The sequence below is a fragment of the Actinoplanes rectilineatus genome (assembly GCF_000962825.1).
Classification (GTDB): domain Bacteria; phylum Actinomycetota; class Actinomycetes; order Mycobacteriales; family Micromonosporaceae; genus Actinoplanes; species Actinoplanes rectilineatus.
The window spans coordinates 82,927-101,431 of sequence record NZ_JZKF01000015.1; the positions used below are offsets into that span (position 1 = coordinate 82,927).

Annotated in this window: 16 protein-coding genes; 8 read left to right on the forward strand and 8 right to left on the reverse strand. The window is 71.0% G+C overall.

The window, feature by feature from the left end:
- Nucleotides 1-59: 59 nt before the first annotated feature.
- From WH85_RS14345 to WH85_RS14360, 4 genes are all read left to right on the forward strand, one after another.
- Nucleotides 60-635, forward strand: coding sequence for a PadR family transcriptional regulator (locus WH85_RS14345; RefSeq protein ID WP_045742322.1), 576 nt, complete (start codon nt 60-62; stop codon nt 633-635).
- Between the two features lie 37 nt (nt 636-672).
- Nucleotides 673-1,539: a response regulator gene (locus WH85_RS14350; RefSeq protein ID WP_045742323.1), complete on the forward strand. Its 867-nt coding sequence runs from the start codon at nt 673-675 to the stop codon at nt 1,537-1,539.
- A gap of 413 nt (nt 1,540-1,952) precedes the next feature.
- Nucleotides 1,953-2,864 (forward strand): MHYT domain-containing protein, encoded by a 912-nt coding sequence (locus WH85_RS14355; protein WP_045742386.1) that lies wholly within the window; start codon nt 1,953-1,955, stop codon nt 2,862-2,864.
- A 100-nt stretch (nt 2,865-2,964) separates the two neighbouring features.
- Entirely contained in the window at nt 2,965-3,993 is a 1,029-nt protein-coding gene (locus WH85_RS14360; RefSeq protein ID WP_045742324.1) for a 3-oxoacyl-ACP synthase III family protein, read from the forward strand.
- Nucleotides 3,994-4,003: 10 nt separating this feature from the next.
- Here the strand turns inward: WH85_RS14360 and WH85_RS14365 are convergent, their stop codons facing one another.
- Nucleotides 4,004-4,339: a PRC-barrel domain-containing protein gene (locus WH85_RS14365; protein ID WP_045742325.1), complete on the reverse strand. Its 336-nt coding sequence runs from the start codon at nt 4,337-4,339 to the stop codon at nt 4,004-4,006.
- A 216-nt stretch (nt 4,340-4,555) separates the two neighbouring features.
- On the opposite strand from WH85_RS14365, the gene WH85_RS52250 reads away from it, so the two are divergent.
- A complete protein-coding gene (locus WH85_RS52250; RefSeq protein ID WP_063775511.1) occupies nt 4,556-5,329 on the forward strand; it encodes a hypothetical protein in 774 nt (257 codons plus the stop codon).
- A gap of 258 nt (nt 5,330-5,587) precedes the next feature.
- Here WH85_RS52250 and WH85_RS14375 read toward each other — a convergent pair whose 3' ends face one another.
- Both WH85_RS14375 and WH85_RS14380 read right to left on the reverse strand, forming a co-directional pair.
- The gene (locus WH85_RS14375) at nt 5,588-8,173 is read right to left on the reverse strand and encodes a lipopolysaccharide biosynthesis protein (RefSeq protein WP_045742326.1); all 2,586 of its coding nucleotides are present in this window, start codon (nt 8,171-8,173) and stop codon (nt 5,588-5,590) included.
- A gap of 247 nt (nt 8,174-8,420) precedes the next feature.
- Nucleotides 8,421-9,506: a magnesium and cobalt transport protein CorA gene (locus WH85_RS14380; protein ID WP_045742327.1), complete on the reverse strand. Its 1,086-nt coding sequence runs from the start codon at nt 9,504-9,506 to the stop codon at nt 8,421-8,423.
- A 53-nt stretch (nt 9,507-9,559) separates the two neighbouring features.
- On the opposite strand from WH85_RS14380, the gene WH85_RS14385 reads away from it, so the two are divergent.
- On the forward strand, nt 9,560-10,540 hold the full coding sequence (locus WH85_RS14385) for a helix-turn-helix transcriptional regulator (RefSeq protein WP_045742328.1): 981 nt from the start codon (nt 9,560-9,562) through the stop codon (nt 10,538-10,540).
- Between the two features lie 240 nt (nt 10,541-10,780).
- Here WH85_RS14385 and WH85_RS46990 read toward each other — a convergent pair whose 3' ends face one another.
- Together WH85_RS46990 and WH85_RS14395 are read right to left on the reverse strand one after the other, a co-directional pair.
- The gene (locus tag WH85_RS46990; RefSeq protein WP_052720457.1) at nt 10,781-11,323 is read right to left on the reverse strand and encodes a GNAT family N-acetyltransferase; all 543 of its coding nucleotides are present in this window, start codon (nt 11,321-11,323) and stop codon (nt 10,781-10,783) included.
- 11 nt (nt 11,324-11,334) lie between these two features.
- Nucleotides 11,335-11,871: a GNAT family N-acetyltransferase gene (locus WH85_RS14395; RefSeq protein WP_045742329.1), complete on the reverse strand. Its 537-nt coding sequence runs from the start codon at nt 11,869-11,871 to the stop codon at nt 11,335-11,337.
- Between WH85_RS14395 and WH85_RS14400 the strand changes: the two genes are divergently transcribed.
- The gene (locus WH85_RS14400) at nt 11,870-13,336 is read left to right on the forward strand and encodes a beta-N-acetylhexosaminidase (protein ID WP_045742330.1); all 1,467 of its coding nucleotides are present in this window, start codon (nt 11,870-11,872) and stop codon (nt 13,334-13,336) included. The two genes, WH85_RS14395 and WH85_RS14400, sit on opposite strands and share 2 nt — an antisense overlap.
- Here WH85_RS14400 and WH85_RS14405 read toward each other — a convergent pair.
- Entirely contained in the window at nt 13,306-14,571 is a 1,266-nt protein-coding gene (locus WH85_RS14405) for a cytochrome P450 (protein WP_083449005.1), read from the reverse strand. The genes WH85_RS14400 and WH85_RS14405 overlap by 31 nt on opposite strands.
- Before the next feature lie 90 nt (nt 14,572-14,661).
- Between WH85_RS14405 and WH85_RS14410 the strand changes: the two genes are divergently transcribed.
- The gene (locus WH85_RS14410; RefSeq protein ID WP_045742331.1) at nt 14,662-16,746 is read left to right on the forward strand and encodes a M48 family metallopeptidase; all 2,085 of its coding nucleotides are present in this window, start codon (nt 14,662-14,664) and stop codon (nt 16,744-16,746) included.
- Between the two features lie 317 nt (nt 16,747-17,063).
- Here WH85_RS14410 and WH85_RS14415 read toward each other — a convergent pair whose 3' ends face one another.
- Nucleotides 17,064-17,375 (reverse strand): hypothetical protein, encoded by a 312-nt coding sequence (locus WH85_RS14415; RefSeq protein WP_157410992.1) that lies wholly within the window; start codon nt 17,373-17,375, stop codon nt 17,064-17,066.
- Nucleotides 17,376-17,520: 145 nt separating this feature from the next.
- Complete coding sequence (locus WH85_RS46995) at nt 17,521-18,498, reverse strand: hypothetical protein (RefSeq protein WP_052720460.1); 978 nt, start codon at nt 18,496-18,498, stop codon at nt 17,521-17,523.
- Between the last annotated feature and the right edge of the window lie 7 nt (nt 18,499-18,505).

Sequence of the window (18,505 nt, forward strand, 5' to 3'; positions counted from 1 at the left end):
TCACCCTACGACGACCTGCACGGTTGTCTTTAGATGTATACGCTTATTAAAATCGGGCGATGCCGCTGGATGCCTCTCGGAACAGCCTTGTGCTACCCATTCTGGGCCTTCTCGTCCAGCAGCCCGCTCACGCGTACGACCTGTCCACCCGGCTGCGGGAGCGATGTGCTCCGCTGACGGTCACCCGCAGCACGGTGACCACCCTGCTCAAGTCGCTGGCACGGGCCGGTCTGGTGCGGGCGCGCAAGCCCGGACGGGTGGGCAATCGGCCACCCCGGACGGTCTACGAGGCGACCGCCGCCGGGGTCGCCTGCTTCCGGGAGAAGCTCGAGGTGGGCCTCCGGGACACGCCGGCCGCCTCGGTCGACTTCGTGCTCGCGGTCGGCTTCGCCGAGGCGCTCGCCCCGGACCGGGCCGCCGGGATCCTCGACGACCGGGCGCGGCGGCTGGCCGGTGAGGTCGCCGATGACGGGACCGCGCCGCTCGAGGAGGCCTACTGGCGGGGGATCGTGGCGGCCGAGATCGACTGGCTGGCGACGCTGGTGGGGCGGATTCGGTCGGGAGAGCAGTCCTGGGGCTCCGAGCGATCGGCCGGGTTGCCGTTTCGCCCGGATGGTGTGCCTTCCGCGGGTTAAGGTCGATCCACCAGCCGACTCGAGGAGGAGGGCAGGCATGGCGTCGATCGTGGTCGCCGAGGACGACACGGACATCGCCGATCTGCTCGCCACCGTGCTGAGCAGTGAGGGGTACGCGGTTCGCACCGCACCGTCCGGCGCCGCCGCCCTCGATCTGATCGCCGAGTCCGGACCGGATCTGATCATCCTGGACCACCACATGCCCGGGATGAGCGGTCTCGACGTGGCCGAGCGTCTGCGCGCGCAGAAGGACACCGCCGGCATTCCGGTGATCATGTTGTCCGCAGCCGCGCCGGCCGCGGCCCGCGGACTGTGCGACGTGACCATCTCCAAGCCGGTCCGTCCCCGGCATGTGGTCGTCGCGGCCAAGGAGTTGCTGGCGGCCCGCGAGGCGGGACGTCGGACGAGCCCGGACGCGGCAGCCCACCTGGTGGACGTGAAGCGGCTGCTCGCCGTCTCCGACCTGCTCACCCGCCCGGCGCACGCGGCGGCGCTGGACACCTTCGCCGAGCGTCTGGCCGAGTTGACCGGGGTGCCGATGGCGGCGATCAGCCTGGTCCTCAACGACAGTGTGGTGGTGACCGGCTCGCACGGCCTGCCCAAGTGGGTCCGTGAGGCGGGCGGTGTGCCGGTCGAGTGGTCGCCGGACACCATCGTGGTGGCCGAGGACGTCCCGGTGCTGATCGGTGACAGTGCGACCGACGACGAGTACGCGGACACCCCGCTCTTCGCGATCAGTGGTGTCCGGTCGTATGCCAGCGTGCCACTGAACTCCGCCGAGGGGCACGTGGTCGGGACCCTGTGCGTGATGGACGAGAAGCCGGGCACCTGCACCGAGGACACCGTGCAGATCCTGCATTCGCAGCGCGCGCCCGCTTTGAACCTGTTGTCCCGGGCGGGATGACCGGACGGCGCGAAGTCCGGCCGGCCGACCGAGTATGGGTGCGGCCGAACGTCGATCCTGGATCATCCGGTTGGCGTAGCGCGTACCCCCAAAGAAGGTTTTCGATGAAGCCGGGGCCCCGCTGAGCCGGTGGCGAATCGCCCGATGTTACCGATTGTTATATAAGTTGTCGCCGCGTTCATCTGCCCGTCTTTGAGTGACGGTGCGGTTACTGAGCGCGGCATGTGTGTTTCTAAGTGTGGAAACACGGACGACAAAGCTCAAAACGCCCGGCGTTTCATCGCTAGGGATCTAAATCGAGATGCGCCGCACGTTCTCTTGCGACGAAAGCTGCGTCACAATCAGTCACGCCCATGAGATAGGTGCGGGCAGGATGCAGACCAGCGAATCACGTGAGCGAGAGGGACGGCGTCATGGCGGAGATCCACCATTTCGATCATGGATGGATTACCCCGGCGGTCAGCTATCTGCTGTCCGTTCTCGGCTCGCTGCTGGGGCTCACCGCCGCGGTGCGCCTGCGCGGCTCGACGCGGTCCGGCGAGCGCATCTGGTGGCTGATCCTGGCCACCGTGGCGATCGGCGCGACCGGCATCTGGAGCATGCACTTCGTGGCCATGACCGGGTTCAAGGTGGACGGTACGCCCATCCGCTACGACGTCGGCCTGACCGTGGCCAGTGGGGTGATCGCGTTCGTCGCGGTCGGCGCCGGCCTGGCCATCGCGCTGCTCGGCACCGCCGCGCAGCAGGTCCGGATCCTGGCCGGCGGTCTGCTCGCCGGTCTGGGGGTGGCCGGGATGCACTACACCGGCATGGCGGCCATGCGGCTGCACGGCGAGATCCACTACGCCGGCGGGGAGGTCGTGCTCTCCATCGCCATCGCCGTGGTCGCCGCCACGGTGGCGCTCTGGCTCGCCCTGGTGGTGCACCGGCCGCTGGCCATCGCCGGATCCGCGCTGCTGATGGGCGTCGCGGTGAACGGCATGCACTTCACCGGCATGCTCGCCATGTCGGTGACGCGGGACACCGGTTTCGGTTCGGTGTCCGGCGCGAACGCCACCACCATGCTCATCCCGATCGGTGCGGCGGTGCTCTTCGCCGTGATCGGCATGGGGTATTCGCTGATGGCCGCGCCCAACGAGGACGACCGTGCGGCAGCGGAATACCTGGCCAGCCGTCTGGAGGCGCGGGAGCAGGCGCCCGCCACCGGGGTGCAGCCGGGGCAGCTGTGGGGTCAGCGCCCGCCGAGTCAGCCGGCCGATCCGGGACCGAGGCGTTCAGCGCTCGGTAACGGCGACTGGACATACCGCGATCGCGGTCCTCAGTAGAGCAGAACCGCAGGCCGGAGGGGCGGCTTTTATCAGCCGAACCGCCATGGGATCGATCCGCACGACAGCAGTGTCGCTGGTTAGGGTCGTGGGGCAAAACATGAAACTTGTAAGCGAAAGCTCCGAGCAAACGGGGGAACGCGTGGCGGTCGGCATACTCGGGACAGGGTCTTACCTCCCGGAGCGGGTCGTGACCAATGTGGACCTGCGAACGCTGGTGCCGGATGCGGACCCGGAATGGGTGTCGCGCAAGACCTTGATCGAGGCCCGCCGGTTCGCGGCGCCTCACGAGGCCACGTCCGACCTGGCCACGAACGCAGCCAAGGCGGCACTGGAACGGGCGGGCATCGCTGCCGCCGACATCGACTATCTGATCGTCTCGACGTCCACCGGGGACTCCCCGCAGCCGCCGACGTCGAACCTGGTGCAGCAGTCGATCGGCGCCGACAAGGCCGCCTGTTTCGACGTCAACGCGGTCTGCGCCGGCTTCGTCTTCGCGCTGAACATCGCGAACGGCCTGGTCGCGGCGAACCCGGGCGCACTCGTCCTGGTCATCGCGTCGGACATCTACTCGCGCATCCTGGACTTCGGCGACCGGCGCACCTCGGTGCTCTTCGGCGACGGCGCCGGTGCCGCGGTGGTCGGTTCGGTTGCCGACGGACACGGCATCATCGACATCGACCTCTCCTCCAAGGGTGAGGCGAACGACCTGATCTATGTCAAGGGCGGCGGCAGCCGGATGCCCCCCACGGCCGAGACGGTGGCCGCGGGCGATCACTACTTCCGGATGAACGGCCGGGGCGTGCGGGACTTCGTCGCCGGCGCGGTCCCGCCGGCCCTCGACGAGTTGCTGCGCCGTAACGAACTGAAGGCCGACGACGTCGAGCACTTCGTCCCGCACCAGGCGAACGGCATCATGCTGCAGGAGCTGGTCGAGGCGGCCGGCTTCCAGAACGCGCACACGCATCTGACGCTGCCGTGGTACGGCAACGTGGGCAGCGCCTCGATCCCGGTCACCCTCGACGACGCGGCACGCAACGGCTCGCTGCGCGACGGTCAGCTGGTGCTGCTCGCCGGCTTCGGTGGTGGCATGTCGATGGGTTCCTGCCTGCTGCGCTGGGGTCGTTGACCTTTTCTGATCAACCTTTGGGCTGGATCAGCCAGTCCCAGGCGCGTCGCAGTCCGCTCATCGCGGGCTGCGACTCGTCCGGTTCGGGCAGGTTCTCGGCCGGTTCGCTGACGATCACCCCCTGCTCGAAGAGCCCGTCGATCCGGTCGGCCGCGGCGAACCGGTGTCCGAGCCCGGTCTCGAGCAGCAGTCCGTGGAAGATGTCCTCGGGAACGTCGGCGAGCACGTGTTCGACCGTGCCCACCGTGGCGCCCGACCGGTCGTAGACCGGCGTCCCGTTCTTGACGACCAGGTACGCCACCGGCGCGCCCAGGTCCTCCGACGTGGTGTTCCTGTGCTGGGTCATGACCCTTCTCCTTACCCGCGTTCCGGCTCGTCGGCACGTGGTGAGGGACATCGTCTTTTCGGCCGATCCGCCCTAAACGTTTTGTACAGAATCCGTCTTTTGTCCCGAAACATTGCGAAGCCTGCAATGGGATGGGCGGAATTCCCATAGTGTCCGTTTTGTCAGGCCAGTTCCCGCACGGCTTCACGGCTGACGACATGGCACGGAGGAATTCCCATGCAGACCACAAGGCGCATCGTCGCCCTCGCCACCGCGGCCACCGGGCTCCTCGCGGTCGCGGCGGCCCCGGCCGCCGCCGCACCCCGCGGCCCGCAGCCCGTCTCGACCTGGCTGCAATCGGTCCGGGCCAACACCAGTAGCTGGGTCAACATCTACTGGCGCACCGACCGTCGCATCTGCGACGTCGAAGTCCGCGTCCGGGCCGAACAGGCCCGCGTCGACTACCCGGGGAACGCGCGCTCGGCGACCTTCTCCCGCGGCGACTCGTTGTTCCCGGGGCGCACCGACTTCACCCGGATCCGGGTCACGCCGTTCCTGCAGCGGCAGGGCGTGACACAGCTCTGGACGACCATGACGTACGACGACTGCGGGTTCAAGGCCCGGCCCCAGACGCGGACGGCGGTGCTGTCGCTGCCGGTGCTGCGGGCCGACAACTGGCCCGGCGGTCCGGGCGGTCCGGGCGGTCCCGGCGGCGGCCCCCATGGCCCGGGCGGTCCCGGGCAGGGCCAGCCGGGCGGGCAGGGACAGGGTCAGGGCCAGCCGGGCGGTCCCGGGCAGGGACAGCCGGGCGGACCGGGAGCAGGTGGTCCCGGCGGTCCTGGAAACGGTCCCGGTGGGCCCGGAAACAACCAAGGCGGCCCCGGCGGTCAGAACGGGCCCGGCCAGGGTGGGCCGATGCAGGGTGGCCCGGGCGGTCCCGGACAGGGGCAGCCCGGTGGGGGTCAGAACGGCCAGGGCGGCCCCTGGCACGGTGGTACCCCGCGGCCGTGATCTGATTCCGGCTGCTCGAGGGTGGCGTCCGACTTCGGTCGGGCGCCACTTCGCCGTTTCCAGCGGGTGCCGCTTCGCCGTTTCCAGCGGGTGCCACTGCGCCGTTTCCAGCCGGTGCCACTTCACCGTTCTCCGGAGGGAACGGAAAGGGGCCGGCCGCCGGACCCCGCGAGGGTCCGGCGGCCGGGGGGAGAGTCCGGCCGATCGGGGGGTGTGCCGGCCGGGCTCGAGTATGCGGGCGCTGTGCTGCTGTGACGGTCAGCGGCGGGCCATGATCAGGCCGGCCGGGTCGGTGCAGACCAGGTCCAGGGCCCGGGCGATGAGCGCCGGGTCGTACGTGCTGGCGTGGAAGGTGGCCTCCAGGTGCAGGACGCCGTTCATCTCGCTGGTGGTCAGCGTGATGCCCTCCGGGCCGTTCAGCGTCGGCACGCTCTGGTTGATCCGGCCGGCCGGTTCGACCGCCCACGGCAGATCGCTGAGGAAGTCGTGCCGTCCCTGGTTGCTGAAGGTCAGGCTGGGGCGGGGCTCGACCGGGGCCTCGGTGGGGTACGGGTCCGGCATGCCGGGCGCGCCGGTCAGCAGGATCTTGCCCTCACGCAGCAGCAGCATGGTGAGGATCCGGCCGGTGGCCAGTTCCGCCTTCAGCGTCGTGTGGATGGCGAGCGGGTCGGTCAGGCTCTGCGGGGTCAGGAACGGGCCCATGCAGAAGTTGCTGTCGATGCTGACGCCCTTGTCCAGGTACCGGCGGGCGTCGGCGAGGAACGTGCCGCCGCGCAGGTCGGGGCGCAGACCGAGTTCGATCAGGGCCGAGGTGAACGCGGCGAACGTGATGGCCGACGTGGTGACGCCGGGGGCGTGGTCGTCGCGCCAGCCGCGCATCTGGCCGAGGACCCGGCCGGAGCGGGCGGTGCGGACGGTCAGGTCGGCCTGCCACGGGCGGGTCGCCGACTCCTCCGGGTGCGGCGGGCGGGCGAAGCTCATGCCCTCCTTCCAGCGGCCGGGCTGCAGTCCGAACTGTTTCCACCACGCCTTCACGAGGGCCGTGCGGTGCCGCCGGGACGGGGCGATCCTGGCTGGGCGCTGCTCGTAGGCGGCCTGCACCAGCTCGTGCACCAGGGTGCCGACCGGGCCGGCGTCGCCGTATGCGTGCGACACCTTGAGGGCGAAGTAGCCGCCGCCGACCAGGATCCGCAGCGGGTGGTGGGCCCGCGGCTCGGACTGCAGCTGTCGGGTCATCGCGTCGAAGTCCACCGGGCCGGGGCCCAGGTCGGTCACGGCGTGCTGCACGAACGCGGCGAACGACGCGGCGTCCATGTGCTGCCAGCGGGCGCCGGACCGGTCCAGCCGGGAGACGGCGCGGTGGGTCGGGTCGGCGGCGTGCAGGCCGATCAGTGCGTGGCGTACCCGGTCCGCGGTGACCCCGGTGAGCGGGCCGACGGTGCGGATGTACTCCAGCGGCAGCCAGGACCGCTCGCGCAGGGTCATGCTGGTGGTGGACACGACGTTTACTCCCTCCGCCGCAGCGGACATGTCGACGACAGGGGCGAAGACGACTTTCAGGACCATCGGGGCGACCAGCACCATCTCGATCGCCATCACCACGACGACCGCGGTGACCAGCGTGTCCAGATCGCCGGTGGTGCCGCCGTACCAGGCGGCGCCCAACTCGGCCACACCGGCGAAGCAGGCGAAGATCCCGGCGCCGCGGAGCCGGTTCTGCACCCGGGAGATCGCCAGGAAGAAGTGGTGGAAGACGAACGGGAGGTACGACAGCGTCAGGATGGCCAGGGCGTTGCCGGCCAGGTCGGCGTACTGAGAGCTGAACAGCGACATGATGAAGTCGCTGAGCCCGTAGACGACCAGTGCCGCCGGCAGTCCGACGATCAGGCAGATCAGCAGGCCGACACGGACCTTGCTGCGCAGGGCCGCCTTGTCGCCGGCGGTCACCGCGAACAGCGTGATCGCCACGTTGCCGGGGACCATCGCCAGGAACGACAGCACCATGAACGCGGTGTAGAAGGCCGCGTTCACCTCTTTCGACAGGGTCGCGGTCACCACCAGCGGCAGTGCCGCCCGGGGCAGGTAGGTCGCCAGGTTCAGCAGGTTGTGGTCGAAGGTGGCCTTGCCGCGGCCGCGCATCAGGCCGGGCCGGGGCCGCATCGAGTCGATCATGCCGCGCTTGCGCAGGGTGCGGAACAGGATCGCGGTGGACATGACGATGCCGGCCACCCAGGTCAGCAGCAGGATCTCGCCGGTCAGCGTGAACGGCAGCAGGGCCGCCAGCGCCAGCAGCACCAGCTTGATCACCGAGAACCAGGCGTTGCGCATCAGCTGCAGCGGGCCCTGGAGGAGGCCGACCATGGCCTCGTCGAGCACCAGGGTCATCGCGTTCAGCGCGATGCCGACGATCAGCAGGATCATGCCGGCGGTGCCGCCGAACGCCTCCCGCAGGCTGGGGATCCACAGGTCGGCGACGACCACGTACGCGATGCCGCCCACCGTGGCCACCGTGCCCGCGGTCAGCAGACAGGTGGAGATCAGGTCCCACTTGCCGCGGGGGATGCTCGGCAGCGCGCCGATCAGCATGGTGCCCATGCCGAACATGCCGATGGTGCCGATGGTCGTCATGGCCGCGACCGCGGCGGAGGCCTCGCCGACCGCGTCGATCGGTGCGACGCGGGCGGCGACCCACCAGTACGCGAAGCCGAAGAGCGAGGTGAGAAGGGTGGTCGCCATCAGCGAGCCGGCGTTCAAGAAGAGGTCGACGTGGCCCTTGAGGGCCGCGAATATGCCGCTTTTACCCGGCGACTCCGCGTGCTGCGGTGCGGCGTCGGTTGCCGTCATTCCGAAAATCCCCCAAAGATCGACGCAGTCACAAAAACTAGTAACTCGCCGTGTTCGTGGGCTACGGCAAGACGCCCGGGGTTCGCCAACCGTCCGGTGTGGAGACTAGCCGTATCGGTGGTTGCCATCACCCGGAAGGTTGAATGAGTGCACCACGTTGGGGGTCCTCAACTCGCGCATCGCGGGCGAATCCGGCGCGCGTCGAGACTGTGACCTTCATCTCTGTAACCGTCAGTGATCATGGTCGCTACAGCCAACCGCCCTTTCGCAGCTTCCAGTACAGGAATCCACCGATCAGCAGCATCGCCAGGACGGACCCCGGGAAACCGTACGGCGAGGCGAGTCCCGGGAAATGCTCGAAATTCATCCCGAACACCCCGGCGATCACGGTCGGCACCGCGGCGATGGCGGCCCATGCGGCGATCTTGCGCATGTCGTGGTTCTGGTCGACCGACACCTGGGTCAGCCGGGCCTGCAGGATCGAGTTCACCAGGTCGTCGAAACCGGCCACCCGGTCCACCGCCCGTGCGAGCCGGCCCCGCACGTCCACCAGGTAGGGGAGCAGCCCTGCGGGCAGCGCCGGGTCCTCCAGCAGCCGGGACAGCGGATCGGCGAGCGGCAGCACCGCCCGCTTGAACTCCACCATCTCCCGCTTCAGCTGGTAGAGGTGGGCGAAGTCGGACGTGCGGACGGCCGCGAAGGTCTCCTCCTCGATCCGGTCCAGGTCGCTCTCCACGTGCTCGGCGACCTCCAGGTAGCTGTCCACCATCCGGCTGCCCACCGCGTACGCGACCGACCACGGCCCCTGGGACAGCACCTCCGGACGGGACTCCAGCTCGGTGCGGACCGCCCGCAGCGCGCCCACCGGACCGTGCCGCACGGTGATCGCGAACCACGGGCCGATCAGCACCGTCACGTCCCCGGTCTCCACCACCTCGGACGTCGCGGTGAGCCGGTCGTGCTCGACGTAGCGCGCGGTCCGCAGCACCAGCCGGGTCACCTCGCCGACCTTCTCCACCCCGGGCCGGTGCCCGCCGGCCACCGCCTGTTCGACGAGTAGCTCGTGCAGGCCGAACACCTCGGCCACCGCGTCCATCGCCGCCCGGTCCGGCTCGTGCAGGCCCAGCCAGACGAACGCGCCCCGCCGGCGCCGGGCGATCCGGGCCGCCTCCCGGAAGGGCGGCGCGCCGGGCCGGCGCCCGCCCGCCTGGTAGATCGCGCAGTCCACCACCGCGTCCGCACGGGTGCCGTGCGGGGCCGGTGCCGCGATCACCGGCCGGGTGAGTCCTTCGAGTAATCGGCGTGCCGTCGGCACGATGAGGATCCGCCGCATCGGGAGAAGGTAGCGGTCGGGTTCCGGCCGTAATCCGCGGGATCCTTGCGGGCATGGCGAACACCAGTGCCCGGATGCTGAGGCTGCTGTCCCTGCTGCAGACCCACCGTTACTGGCCCGGCGCGGAGTTGGCCGGCCGTCTCGAGGTCAGCCCCCGCACCCTGCGCCGTGACGTGGACCGGCTCCGTGACCTGGGCTATCCGGTCGATGCCAGCCGTGGTGTGGCCGGTGGCTACCAGCTGCAGGCGGGGGCGGCGGTGCCGCCTCTGCTGCTCGACGACGAGGAGGCGGTCGCCATCGTGGTCGGACTGCGCAGTGCCGCCGCCGGTTCGGTGGCGGGGTTCGAGGAGACCTCGGTCCGTGCCCTCGCCAAGGTGATCCAGCTGCTGCCGCCCCGGTTGCGCCGCCGGGTCGACGCGGTCCGGGCGGTGACCGCGCCGGCGGTCCCCGGTGACGGCCCGATCCTGGATCCGGGGGTGCTGACCACGATCGCGCTGGCGTGCCGGGGCGAGGAGCGTCTGCGGTTCACGCACACCGCCTCCGGTGGGGAGCCGATGCGCCGGCACGTGGAGCCGCACCGTCTGGTGTCGCTGGGGCGCCGGTGGTACCTGGTGGCCTGGGACCTGGACCGCGGCGACTGGCGCAATTTCCGGCTGGACCGGCTGACGGATCCGGAGCCGGCCGGGGCGCGGTTCCGTCCGCGGGAGCTGCCGGGCGGCGACCCGGTGGCCTGGATTCGCGAGCGGCTGGCCACCCTCCCGAACCGGTACGACGTCTCCGTCGTGGTGGCGGCGCCGGCCGAACGGGTACGCGCCGTGATGGGCGACTGGACGAAGGTGGAACCGCTGACGGACCGGGCGCGGTGCCGGATCCGGATGAGCGTCGACGATCTGGGGTGGCCGGTGATGGTGCTCGGGGTGCTGGGCGCACCGTTCACGGTGGAGTCGCCGCCCGAGTTGCGTGAGCACGTCGGCAGGGTGGCCGAGACCCTGCTGCGGGGCGCCCGGCCGCCGGACCGACGCGCGGCGGGATGACCGGCCTCGGGGCATCGGATGGGGAGGGGACTCCGATGCCCCAGGCCTGCTCGCCGACGAGGCCGCCGGGCCGGTCGCGTGCCCGGCGGGTCCCGCCGTCCGGGCACGGCCGAGCAGCGCCTCGCTGTCGAGCGTGGACGGACCGGTGCCCCCGTGGCGCCGGTCCGCAGGAGAGAAAGTAGCGCCCGGGTGCGACAATTCCGCGTAAAGTTATGACTCCACGCTTATATAAATCTCAAGTCATTTCGGCGAGAGCCGGCGGAGCAACAGGACCGACCAGACGTCCTCGGCCTCGCTGGAGCCCGCGGCCCGGCGGCGGCCGATCGGCGTGAATCCCCGTGCCTGGTAGAACGGGATGGCCTTGGTGTTGCCGGCCAGGGCGGCGGCGCCGATGGCGGTCGCGCCCCGGTTGCGCAACTGGCCGGTCACCCGGTCCAGCAGGAGGGTGCCCAGACCCCGGCCGAGGTCCTCGGGGTCCAGGTAGAGCACGTGCAGCTCACCCAGGACCTCCGATGGGGAGGTGGGGAAGGCCGACGCGGGGACCAGGCCGCCGGCGGCGAACCCCCGGACCCGGCCGGACTCCTCGACGACCTGATATCCCAGCCAGCCCGGCGGTTGCGCGGCGATCGACTTGGCCACCCGGGCGGGGGTGTAGTGCTCGGCGAGCATCCGGCGCCAGTACGACTCGGGGGCGACGCCGTCGTAGGTAGCGACGTAGGCCCGCAGGCAGATGTCGTGGATGTCCGCGACGTCGCCGTCGTGCGCGGCCCGGACCGATGCCATCGCGCCGGGCCTCAGGCGCCCAACTCGCGACGCCGGATGTGGTCGTCGTGCCAGTCCGAGCCCACCAGGAAACGCTTCGTCCCGACGATCGCGAAGTCGTGCTTGGTGTAGAACCTCGCCGCCCGCTCGTTCTGCTGGTTGACGCCCAGCCAGCAGGACCGCGCGCCGATCTTGGACGCCACGTCGAGTGTCTCGGCCATCAGCACGCTCGCCGCGCCGCTGCCGTGCGACTCCTCGGCGACGTAGAACTTGCTCAGCTCGACGCTGGTCGCCTCGTCGATCACCGCGGTGACGTCCGGATCGGCGATCGGGCCGAGGACCAGCATGGAGTAACCGACCACCTGATCGCTGTCGGACACCAGCAGGATGATCCGGTTCGGGTCGGCGAGGTAGTGGGCGAAGTTGTCCGCGGACAGGTGCGCCGCGAGGAATTCGTCGATGTCACTCTGCGCGGTGCCGGGGGGACATGCCAGACCGAACGTTCGTGCCGCCAGGTCGCGCAACAGCTGGTCATCGCCGATGACGCCGTGACGCGTGGTGATCGTCATGGCAAAACAGTTTAGAGTCCTGGGAGTGCCTCTTCCGACGAAGCAGCTAGGCGATGTGATCCCGGTCCCGGCCGTGGTGCGGCCGGTCACCACCACGACATTCACCATCGTTTCGAGTACGAGGGTGAGCACGGTCCCCGAGGCCGAGGCGGTCGCCGGCCGTCTCGCCGCCGGCCTGAGCACGGCGACCGGACTGCCGGTCACCACCGGTGACGGCGGATCGATCCGGTTGTCACTGGATCCGGGTCTGGGCGCCGAGGCGTACCGGCTGGAGATCACGGCCGGCGCGGTGACCCTGACCGGTGGCAGCCCGCAGGGGCTGTTCTGGGGCGTCCAGACGATCCTCCAGCTGGAGTGCGGTGGCGTACTCCCGGGTGGCGTGATCGAGGACCGTCCCCGGTTCCCGTACCGCGGGGCGATGCTCGACCTGGCCCGGCACTTCTTCACCGCCGACGAGATCAAGGCGCACATCGACCAGCTCGTCCCGTTCAAGATCAATCACCTCCACCTGCACCTGACCGACGACCAGGGCTGGCGGCTGGAGATCCCGGGGCGGCCCCGTCTGACCGAGATCGGCGGCGGACCGGGCACCGGCGTCGACGGCGCCGGACCGGGCTTCCTGACCACCGCGGCGTACGCGGAGGTCGTCGCGTACGCCGCCGACCGGTTCGTCGGAATCGTCCCGGAGATCGACATGCCGGGCCACGTCAACGCCGCCCAGGTGGCCTACCCGGAACTCACCGCGGACGGGCAGCCGGTCGCGCCGCGCACCGACACGGCGGTCGGATACAGCTCGCTGCCGGCCGGCCCCGAGACGACGTACGCCTTCGTCGAGGACGTCATCCGCACGGTCGCCGACCTGACCCCGGGGCCGTACCTGCACATCGGCGGCGACGAGTGCCACTCCACACCGGCCGCCGACTACCGCGCCTTCCTCGAACGGGTCCTGCCGATACCGGCGAAGTACGGCAAAACCGTCATCGGCTGGCACGAGATCGCCGCCGTGGACCTGCCGGACCACGTCGTCGTCCAGTACTGGCGGCCGGAGGCGGACGACGCGGGCACGGCCCGGGCCGCCGCCGAGGGCCGGCGCGTCATCATGTCCCCGGCCGACCGGGTCTACCTGGACATGAAGTACGACGCGGACACCCCGCTCGGCCTGGACTGGGCCGGACTGATCGGGGTCGAGCGGGCGTACGACTGGGACCCGGCCGACCGCCTGCCCGGCGTGGACGAGGAGTCGCTGCTCGGGGTCGAGGCGCCGCTCTGGTCGGAGACGCTGCGCAGCGTGGACGACGTCCACCGGATGACGTTCCCCCGGCTGCCCGCGGTCGCCGAGGTGGCCTGGTCGCCGCGGGCCGCCCGGGACTGGCCGTCGTTCCGGGAACGGCTCGCGGCGTACGGTCCGCGCTGGGACGCGGCCGGGGTGGACTACTACCGGTCGCCGGAGATCGACTGGCGCTGACGGGCGGCGTGGTCCCGGGCCGGCGCCCAGTCCGGGAAGACCATCTGGATACGGTCGCGCGGCCGGGCCGGGATCCGGCTGAGATCGATGTCGGTGTTCTGCGGCGGCAGGTAGTGGTCGAGCCGGGCCAGCCGCGGCAGCAGGGTCTCCAGCAGGGCGATGGTGATCTGCTCGCCGGGGCAGCGGTGCCCGGTCCGCGGATCGCCCCCGCCCTGCGGGATCAGGTCGAACTCGCCGAGCACCCGGCCGGCGAAACGCTCCGGCCGGAACAGGTAGGGGTCCTCCCACAGCTCCGGGTCGTGGTTCTGGCCGTAGACGTCGAGCAGCACCAGCGTCCCGGCGGCGATCGGCTCGCCGCGGAAGTACAGGTCACGGGTGGCGCGCCCACCGAGGAACGGCGCGAACGGGTAGAACCGGCGCACCTCGTGCACGAACGCCCGGATGTGCTCCTCGTCGCCGGCCCGCAACGGTTCCAGATGCCGCGGCCAGCGGTCGAGAGCATGCGCGGCGAACGTGACGAACCAGGTCACCGCCGCGGTCGGCCGGATGATGTTGAGCAGTTCCACCGCCGCGGTCCGTGGATCCAGCAGTTCGCCGTCGTCGGTGTGGTGCGCGATCACCGACAACGGGTCCGAGGTCGGGGGCGCGGAGCGTACCCCCGCAATGATCTTTGAAAAGCGGTGCTCCTGCCGCCGCCGCGCGATCATGGCCCGCGCGGCACGCGGACCCACCGTGGCGAAACCGTCCACCATCGCGATCAGATCGGAGGCCAGGACGGCACGCTCACGCTCCTTCTGGGGTACGCCGACCCAGCGCGACACGGCCGTCGTCAGGACACCGGCCGTCGCGTCGAAGAGCCGGACCGGCGTCTCGCCCCGCCATCGCGGCGCCGCCTCGTCGAAAGCCGTACCGGCCAGCCCGGCCAGCCGCTCGATCCCATCGCCGAGCAGCAGCGACGTGAACAGCGCCTTCCGGTGCCGGTGCGCCTCGTCGTCCAGGGTGTGCACGGCACCCCGGCCGAAGAGCGTGCGGACCACGAGCCCGGGCAGCGCCGAGTGCCGCTCCAGATTGCCGTGGCCGTAGAAGAACCGCGCCGCGGAGGCTCCGCAGATCACCACGGCGGGCTGCCCCATGATGCGGATCCGCACCGGCTCGCCGGGCGAGCGGCGGCGCAGATCGGGCAGCCAGGCGTAGCCCTTGAGAGCGAGCGCGAGAGTCTGATCCAGGTCGGCCATATCGCTCGTATTTCCTGCTGCGCGGACGCGAAACGCGCCGGGCAGACCGGGCACCTACCCTGGGGGCCCGGTTCGAAGGAGGAGAGCGGCTTGAGCAACGACGCACGGGCGGCGGCCAGGTCGGCTGCCGCGCTGGCCGGATTCCTGGTGGTCGCGGGGCTGCAACTCGCCCTGGTGCTGCTCGCCCTCTGGATCGTGTTGAAGCTGCTGCCGAGCACGTTCGCGCTGCGTGCCGGCGTGCCGCTGAGCATCGCCACGTTCGGCGCACTGGCGTACGCGACCTGGCGTGCCGTGCACACCCGGATGCGGGTGCCGGCCGGTGCGGTGGTGCCCCGGGACCGCGCGCCGCAGCTGTGGGAACTGATCGACGGCGCGGCGAAGGCGGCGGGTGTGCCGGCTCCCGACGGGGTGACCGTGGTGGCCGACGCGACCCTGGTGCTCGGCGAACGCGCCCGTGCCCTGGGACTCGTCGGCGGGCGGCGCGACCTCTACCTCGGTCTGCCCCTGCTGCAGGCGTGGGAACCGGCGACGCTGCGGGCCGCCGTGGCGCACGAACTGGCGCACGGGTCGCCGAAGCTCGGACGGTGGGCGCCGCTGGCGTACCGGGGGCGGATCGTGGTGGGCCGGAAGGTGCCGCGGATCTCCCGGCGCAATCCGGCGGGGGTGGTGCTCCGGGCGTACGCGGGGTTCTACCGGCGGGTGGACGCTCCGTTCAGCCGGGCCCAGGAGCTGGCGGCGGACCGGATCGCCGCCGCGCACGCCGGGACGGAGGCGGCGGTCACCGCGATCCGGGACCTGCCGGCGCTGGCCGGGATGCAGCGGTTGTTCCACGCCGAGTACCTCGGGCCGGGCTGGCAGGCGGGTTACGTGCCGGACGACGTCTTCGGCGGGTTGCTGCGGGTGCTGGCGGCCCGGACCGGCGAGATGGAGATGCTGCGGACGCAGCAGCCGGAGGCGAACGGGGCGTGGGACACGCATCCGTCGATGGCCGAGCGTCTGGCGGCGTTGACGGCTCCCGCCCCGGAGCCGTCGGGCGCTGTCTCCGATCCTTCCTCTCCTCCCTCCGCCCCCTCTCCCGCTCCCTCTGCCTCCTCGGAATCCGCTTCCTCGGAATCCGCACCGGAGAGCTCGGCATCGACATCGGACGAGACGGCCGAACCGGCCGGGGACCTGGTGCCGGACCTACCCGCGCTCGGCCGCGCCCTGCAGGCCGTGGCGTTCCCGCCGCGCGGGCGTACCGTCGTCAGTTGGGACGAATGCCTCAGCGTGGCGCGCACCACCGAGATGGAGCGGGAGGCCGACGCCGCGCTCGCCACCATCTCCCGGGCCGCGGGCACGACGGTCACCGACGCCGCGAGCGTCCTCGAACTGGCGGCCGACGGGCGACTGCGCACCGCCGCCGAATCGATCTTCCCGGAGGAGCCGGCCGAGCAGACCACCGAACGGATCGTGGAACTGCTCGGGCTGATGTTCGCGCTGGCCGCCCTGCGCAGTGGTGTGGTCCGGTGGCGGCACAGCTGGACGGGTGCCGCCGAGGTGGTCGGGGCGCAGGGTGCCTACCTGAACCTCGCCGAGTTGTCCCAGGCGGCCGCGGTGCCGGAGATGGTCGGGTCGGTGCGGGAGTACTTCGCGCAGATCGGGGTCGACCTGGCCGCCCCGGCGGGTGCCACGGCCGCGGCCCGGGCGCAGGTGCTCGGCGGTCTGGTCGGGTTGTCGGCGGACGGGGAGCGGACCGATCTGCTGATCACCGACCGTGGTCTGTTCCTGGTGCCGGGGCTGCCGCGTGGCCGGGTGATCGAGGCGAAGAAACGGCTCACCCGGATCGCGTCGGACGGGGTGCCGTCGTCACCCGGGGTTCCGGCGCCCACCGAGCCGAAGGCCGGGAAGGAGTCGGACCCGAAGACCGAGGTGACGGACCCGAAGACCGAGGTGACGGACGGGCCCAAGGATGTGCCGAAGGACGAGCCGAAGCCCGAACGCCACGGAGACGGCCGATTCGTGCCGTTCGCCGACGTGGCCGGGGTGACCACCCTGCCCGGACGGCGCAAGGGCTGGGTGATCGGACTGCGGGACGGCGGGAGCATGACCCTGAAACCGGCTCTCGACGCGGACGAGTTGCCGGGCGGGTGGGCCGCGTGGGACGACACGGTCGCCTATCTGACCGGATCGCGCTGAATCGGGTGCCCTGATCGGGGGCGCCGGTGAACCCGCCCGGGGACCGGTTTCGTACACCGGAGTGAGCCGAGTCGTGTCTGCGACGCAGGAGTAACTCTTACGTCACTTTGGGTCACAATAACCTCGGCGATTGTTCGCTTCGGCATTGCCCGGAATGGGTAGCACGGTCCCGGGTGAGGCGCGACGATCGTCTCGACGTCCGGGGAGGCGCTCATGGAGCGAGGGCCGTTGCTCGCGTTCGGGACCATCGTGGCGATCGGAATCGGTCCGGCTCTCTGGCTGGGCGCCCAGTTGGGCACCGTGACCATCGCGCCGGATCAACGTCCCAACACGGTCGGCGAACAACTGCAGGACAACGACAGGGACTTCGGCGGGGTCGGGGCCGGGGAGACCGCCGACTCGATCGACGCCGTCACGGACCACACCGCCCGCCCGTCATCGGCGACACCGCGGGCGCGGGCGACGACGCCGCCCCCGGCCCGGCCGTCCGCCTCGCCGACGGTGTCGGTGTCGATCACCCGGAGCCCGTCGGTGTCGCCACCGGTCTCCGTCTCGGCGTCGGTCCCGCCGTCGAGCAGCCCACCACCCGCACCACCGGAGCCGTCGGCGTCGTCCGGCCCGGTATCCACCGGGCCCACCTCGGCGGAGCCGGCCTTCTCGGCGGAGCCGGCACCCGACGTCCAGGAGTCATGAAAAAGGAGCCCCGAACTCGGAGCTCCTTTTTTCGGCTTCCGTGCCGTCGATCCTCCGTCGGCCGGGGATCGGTGGCGGTCCTCAGAGACCCAGCAGGCGGTCCAGGATGTCGCGGTAGCTGCGCAGCTCGACCCGCAGACCCTCGGTGTCGTCCTCGCCCTTGACGACCGCGCCGCGGTGCTCCTTGAGCGCGGTGGTGAGCTTGTCGACGGCCTCGTCCACCAGGGTGGCGGCGTCCGAGGTGGCGGCCTTGGGGTCGTCGACGAACCGCAGCTGCACGTCACGCCAGCGCTCGCGCAGGGCCTGGGTGTCCGACTCGGGGAAGAAGGGCGCCGGACCGGAGATCGTGGTCTCCTTCGGGGTCTCCGCAACCGGGGTCTCCTCGACCGGCGTCACCGGCGTCACCACGGCCGGGGTGGTGTCGACCGGCGCGGGGTCCTCGACGCGGTCCTTCGGGGTGTCGTGGTCGTCGAGCGGCAGGTCCACCGGCTCGTCGTCCCGCTTCGCCTCGTCGGCGTCCTTGACCGTGGAGTCCTTGACCGTGGAGTCCTTGACGCCGGCGTCCGTGACGCCGGCCTCGTCGGGGTGGGTGACCGTCGGGCCGGCCCACGAGGTCCCGGCGCCGGTGTCGTCGGCGTCGTTCTCCTGGCGGTGGCGGCCGTCGTTCAGCGGAGCGGTCTTGTCCACGTCCGCGTCCGCGTCGGTCCGGTCGGTGTCGAGCCGGTCCGTGACGGTCCGGTCGGTGTCGAGCCGGTCGCTGTCGTCGCCGGTGTCGAGCCGGTCGCTGTCGAGCCGGTCCGTGTCGCTCCGGCCGGTGTCGTTGATCGCGACGGTCGGATCCTGCGAGCCGGCCCGGTCCTGCGCCGCGCCGCTGCTGAAGGCGACGGTCCGGTCGTCCTGCTCGTCCTTGACGGCGCTGTCCGCCGGGCCGTGCTGCCACGGGGAGCCGGCGCGCTGCTGCGGAACCGTCGACGGCTCGGTGCGCAACGGCTCCGTGCGATCGTCGTCGGTGCGCTGGTCGGTGTCGTTGTCCTTGGCCTCGTTCGAGAAGAAGCGCATCGTGGGG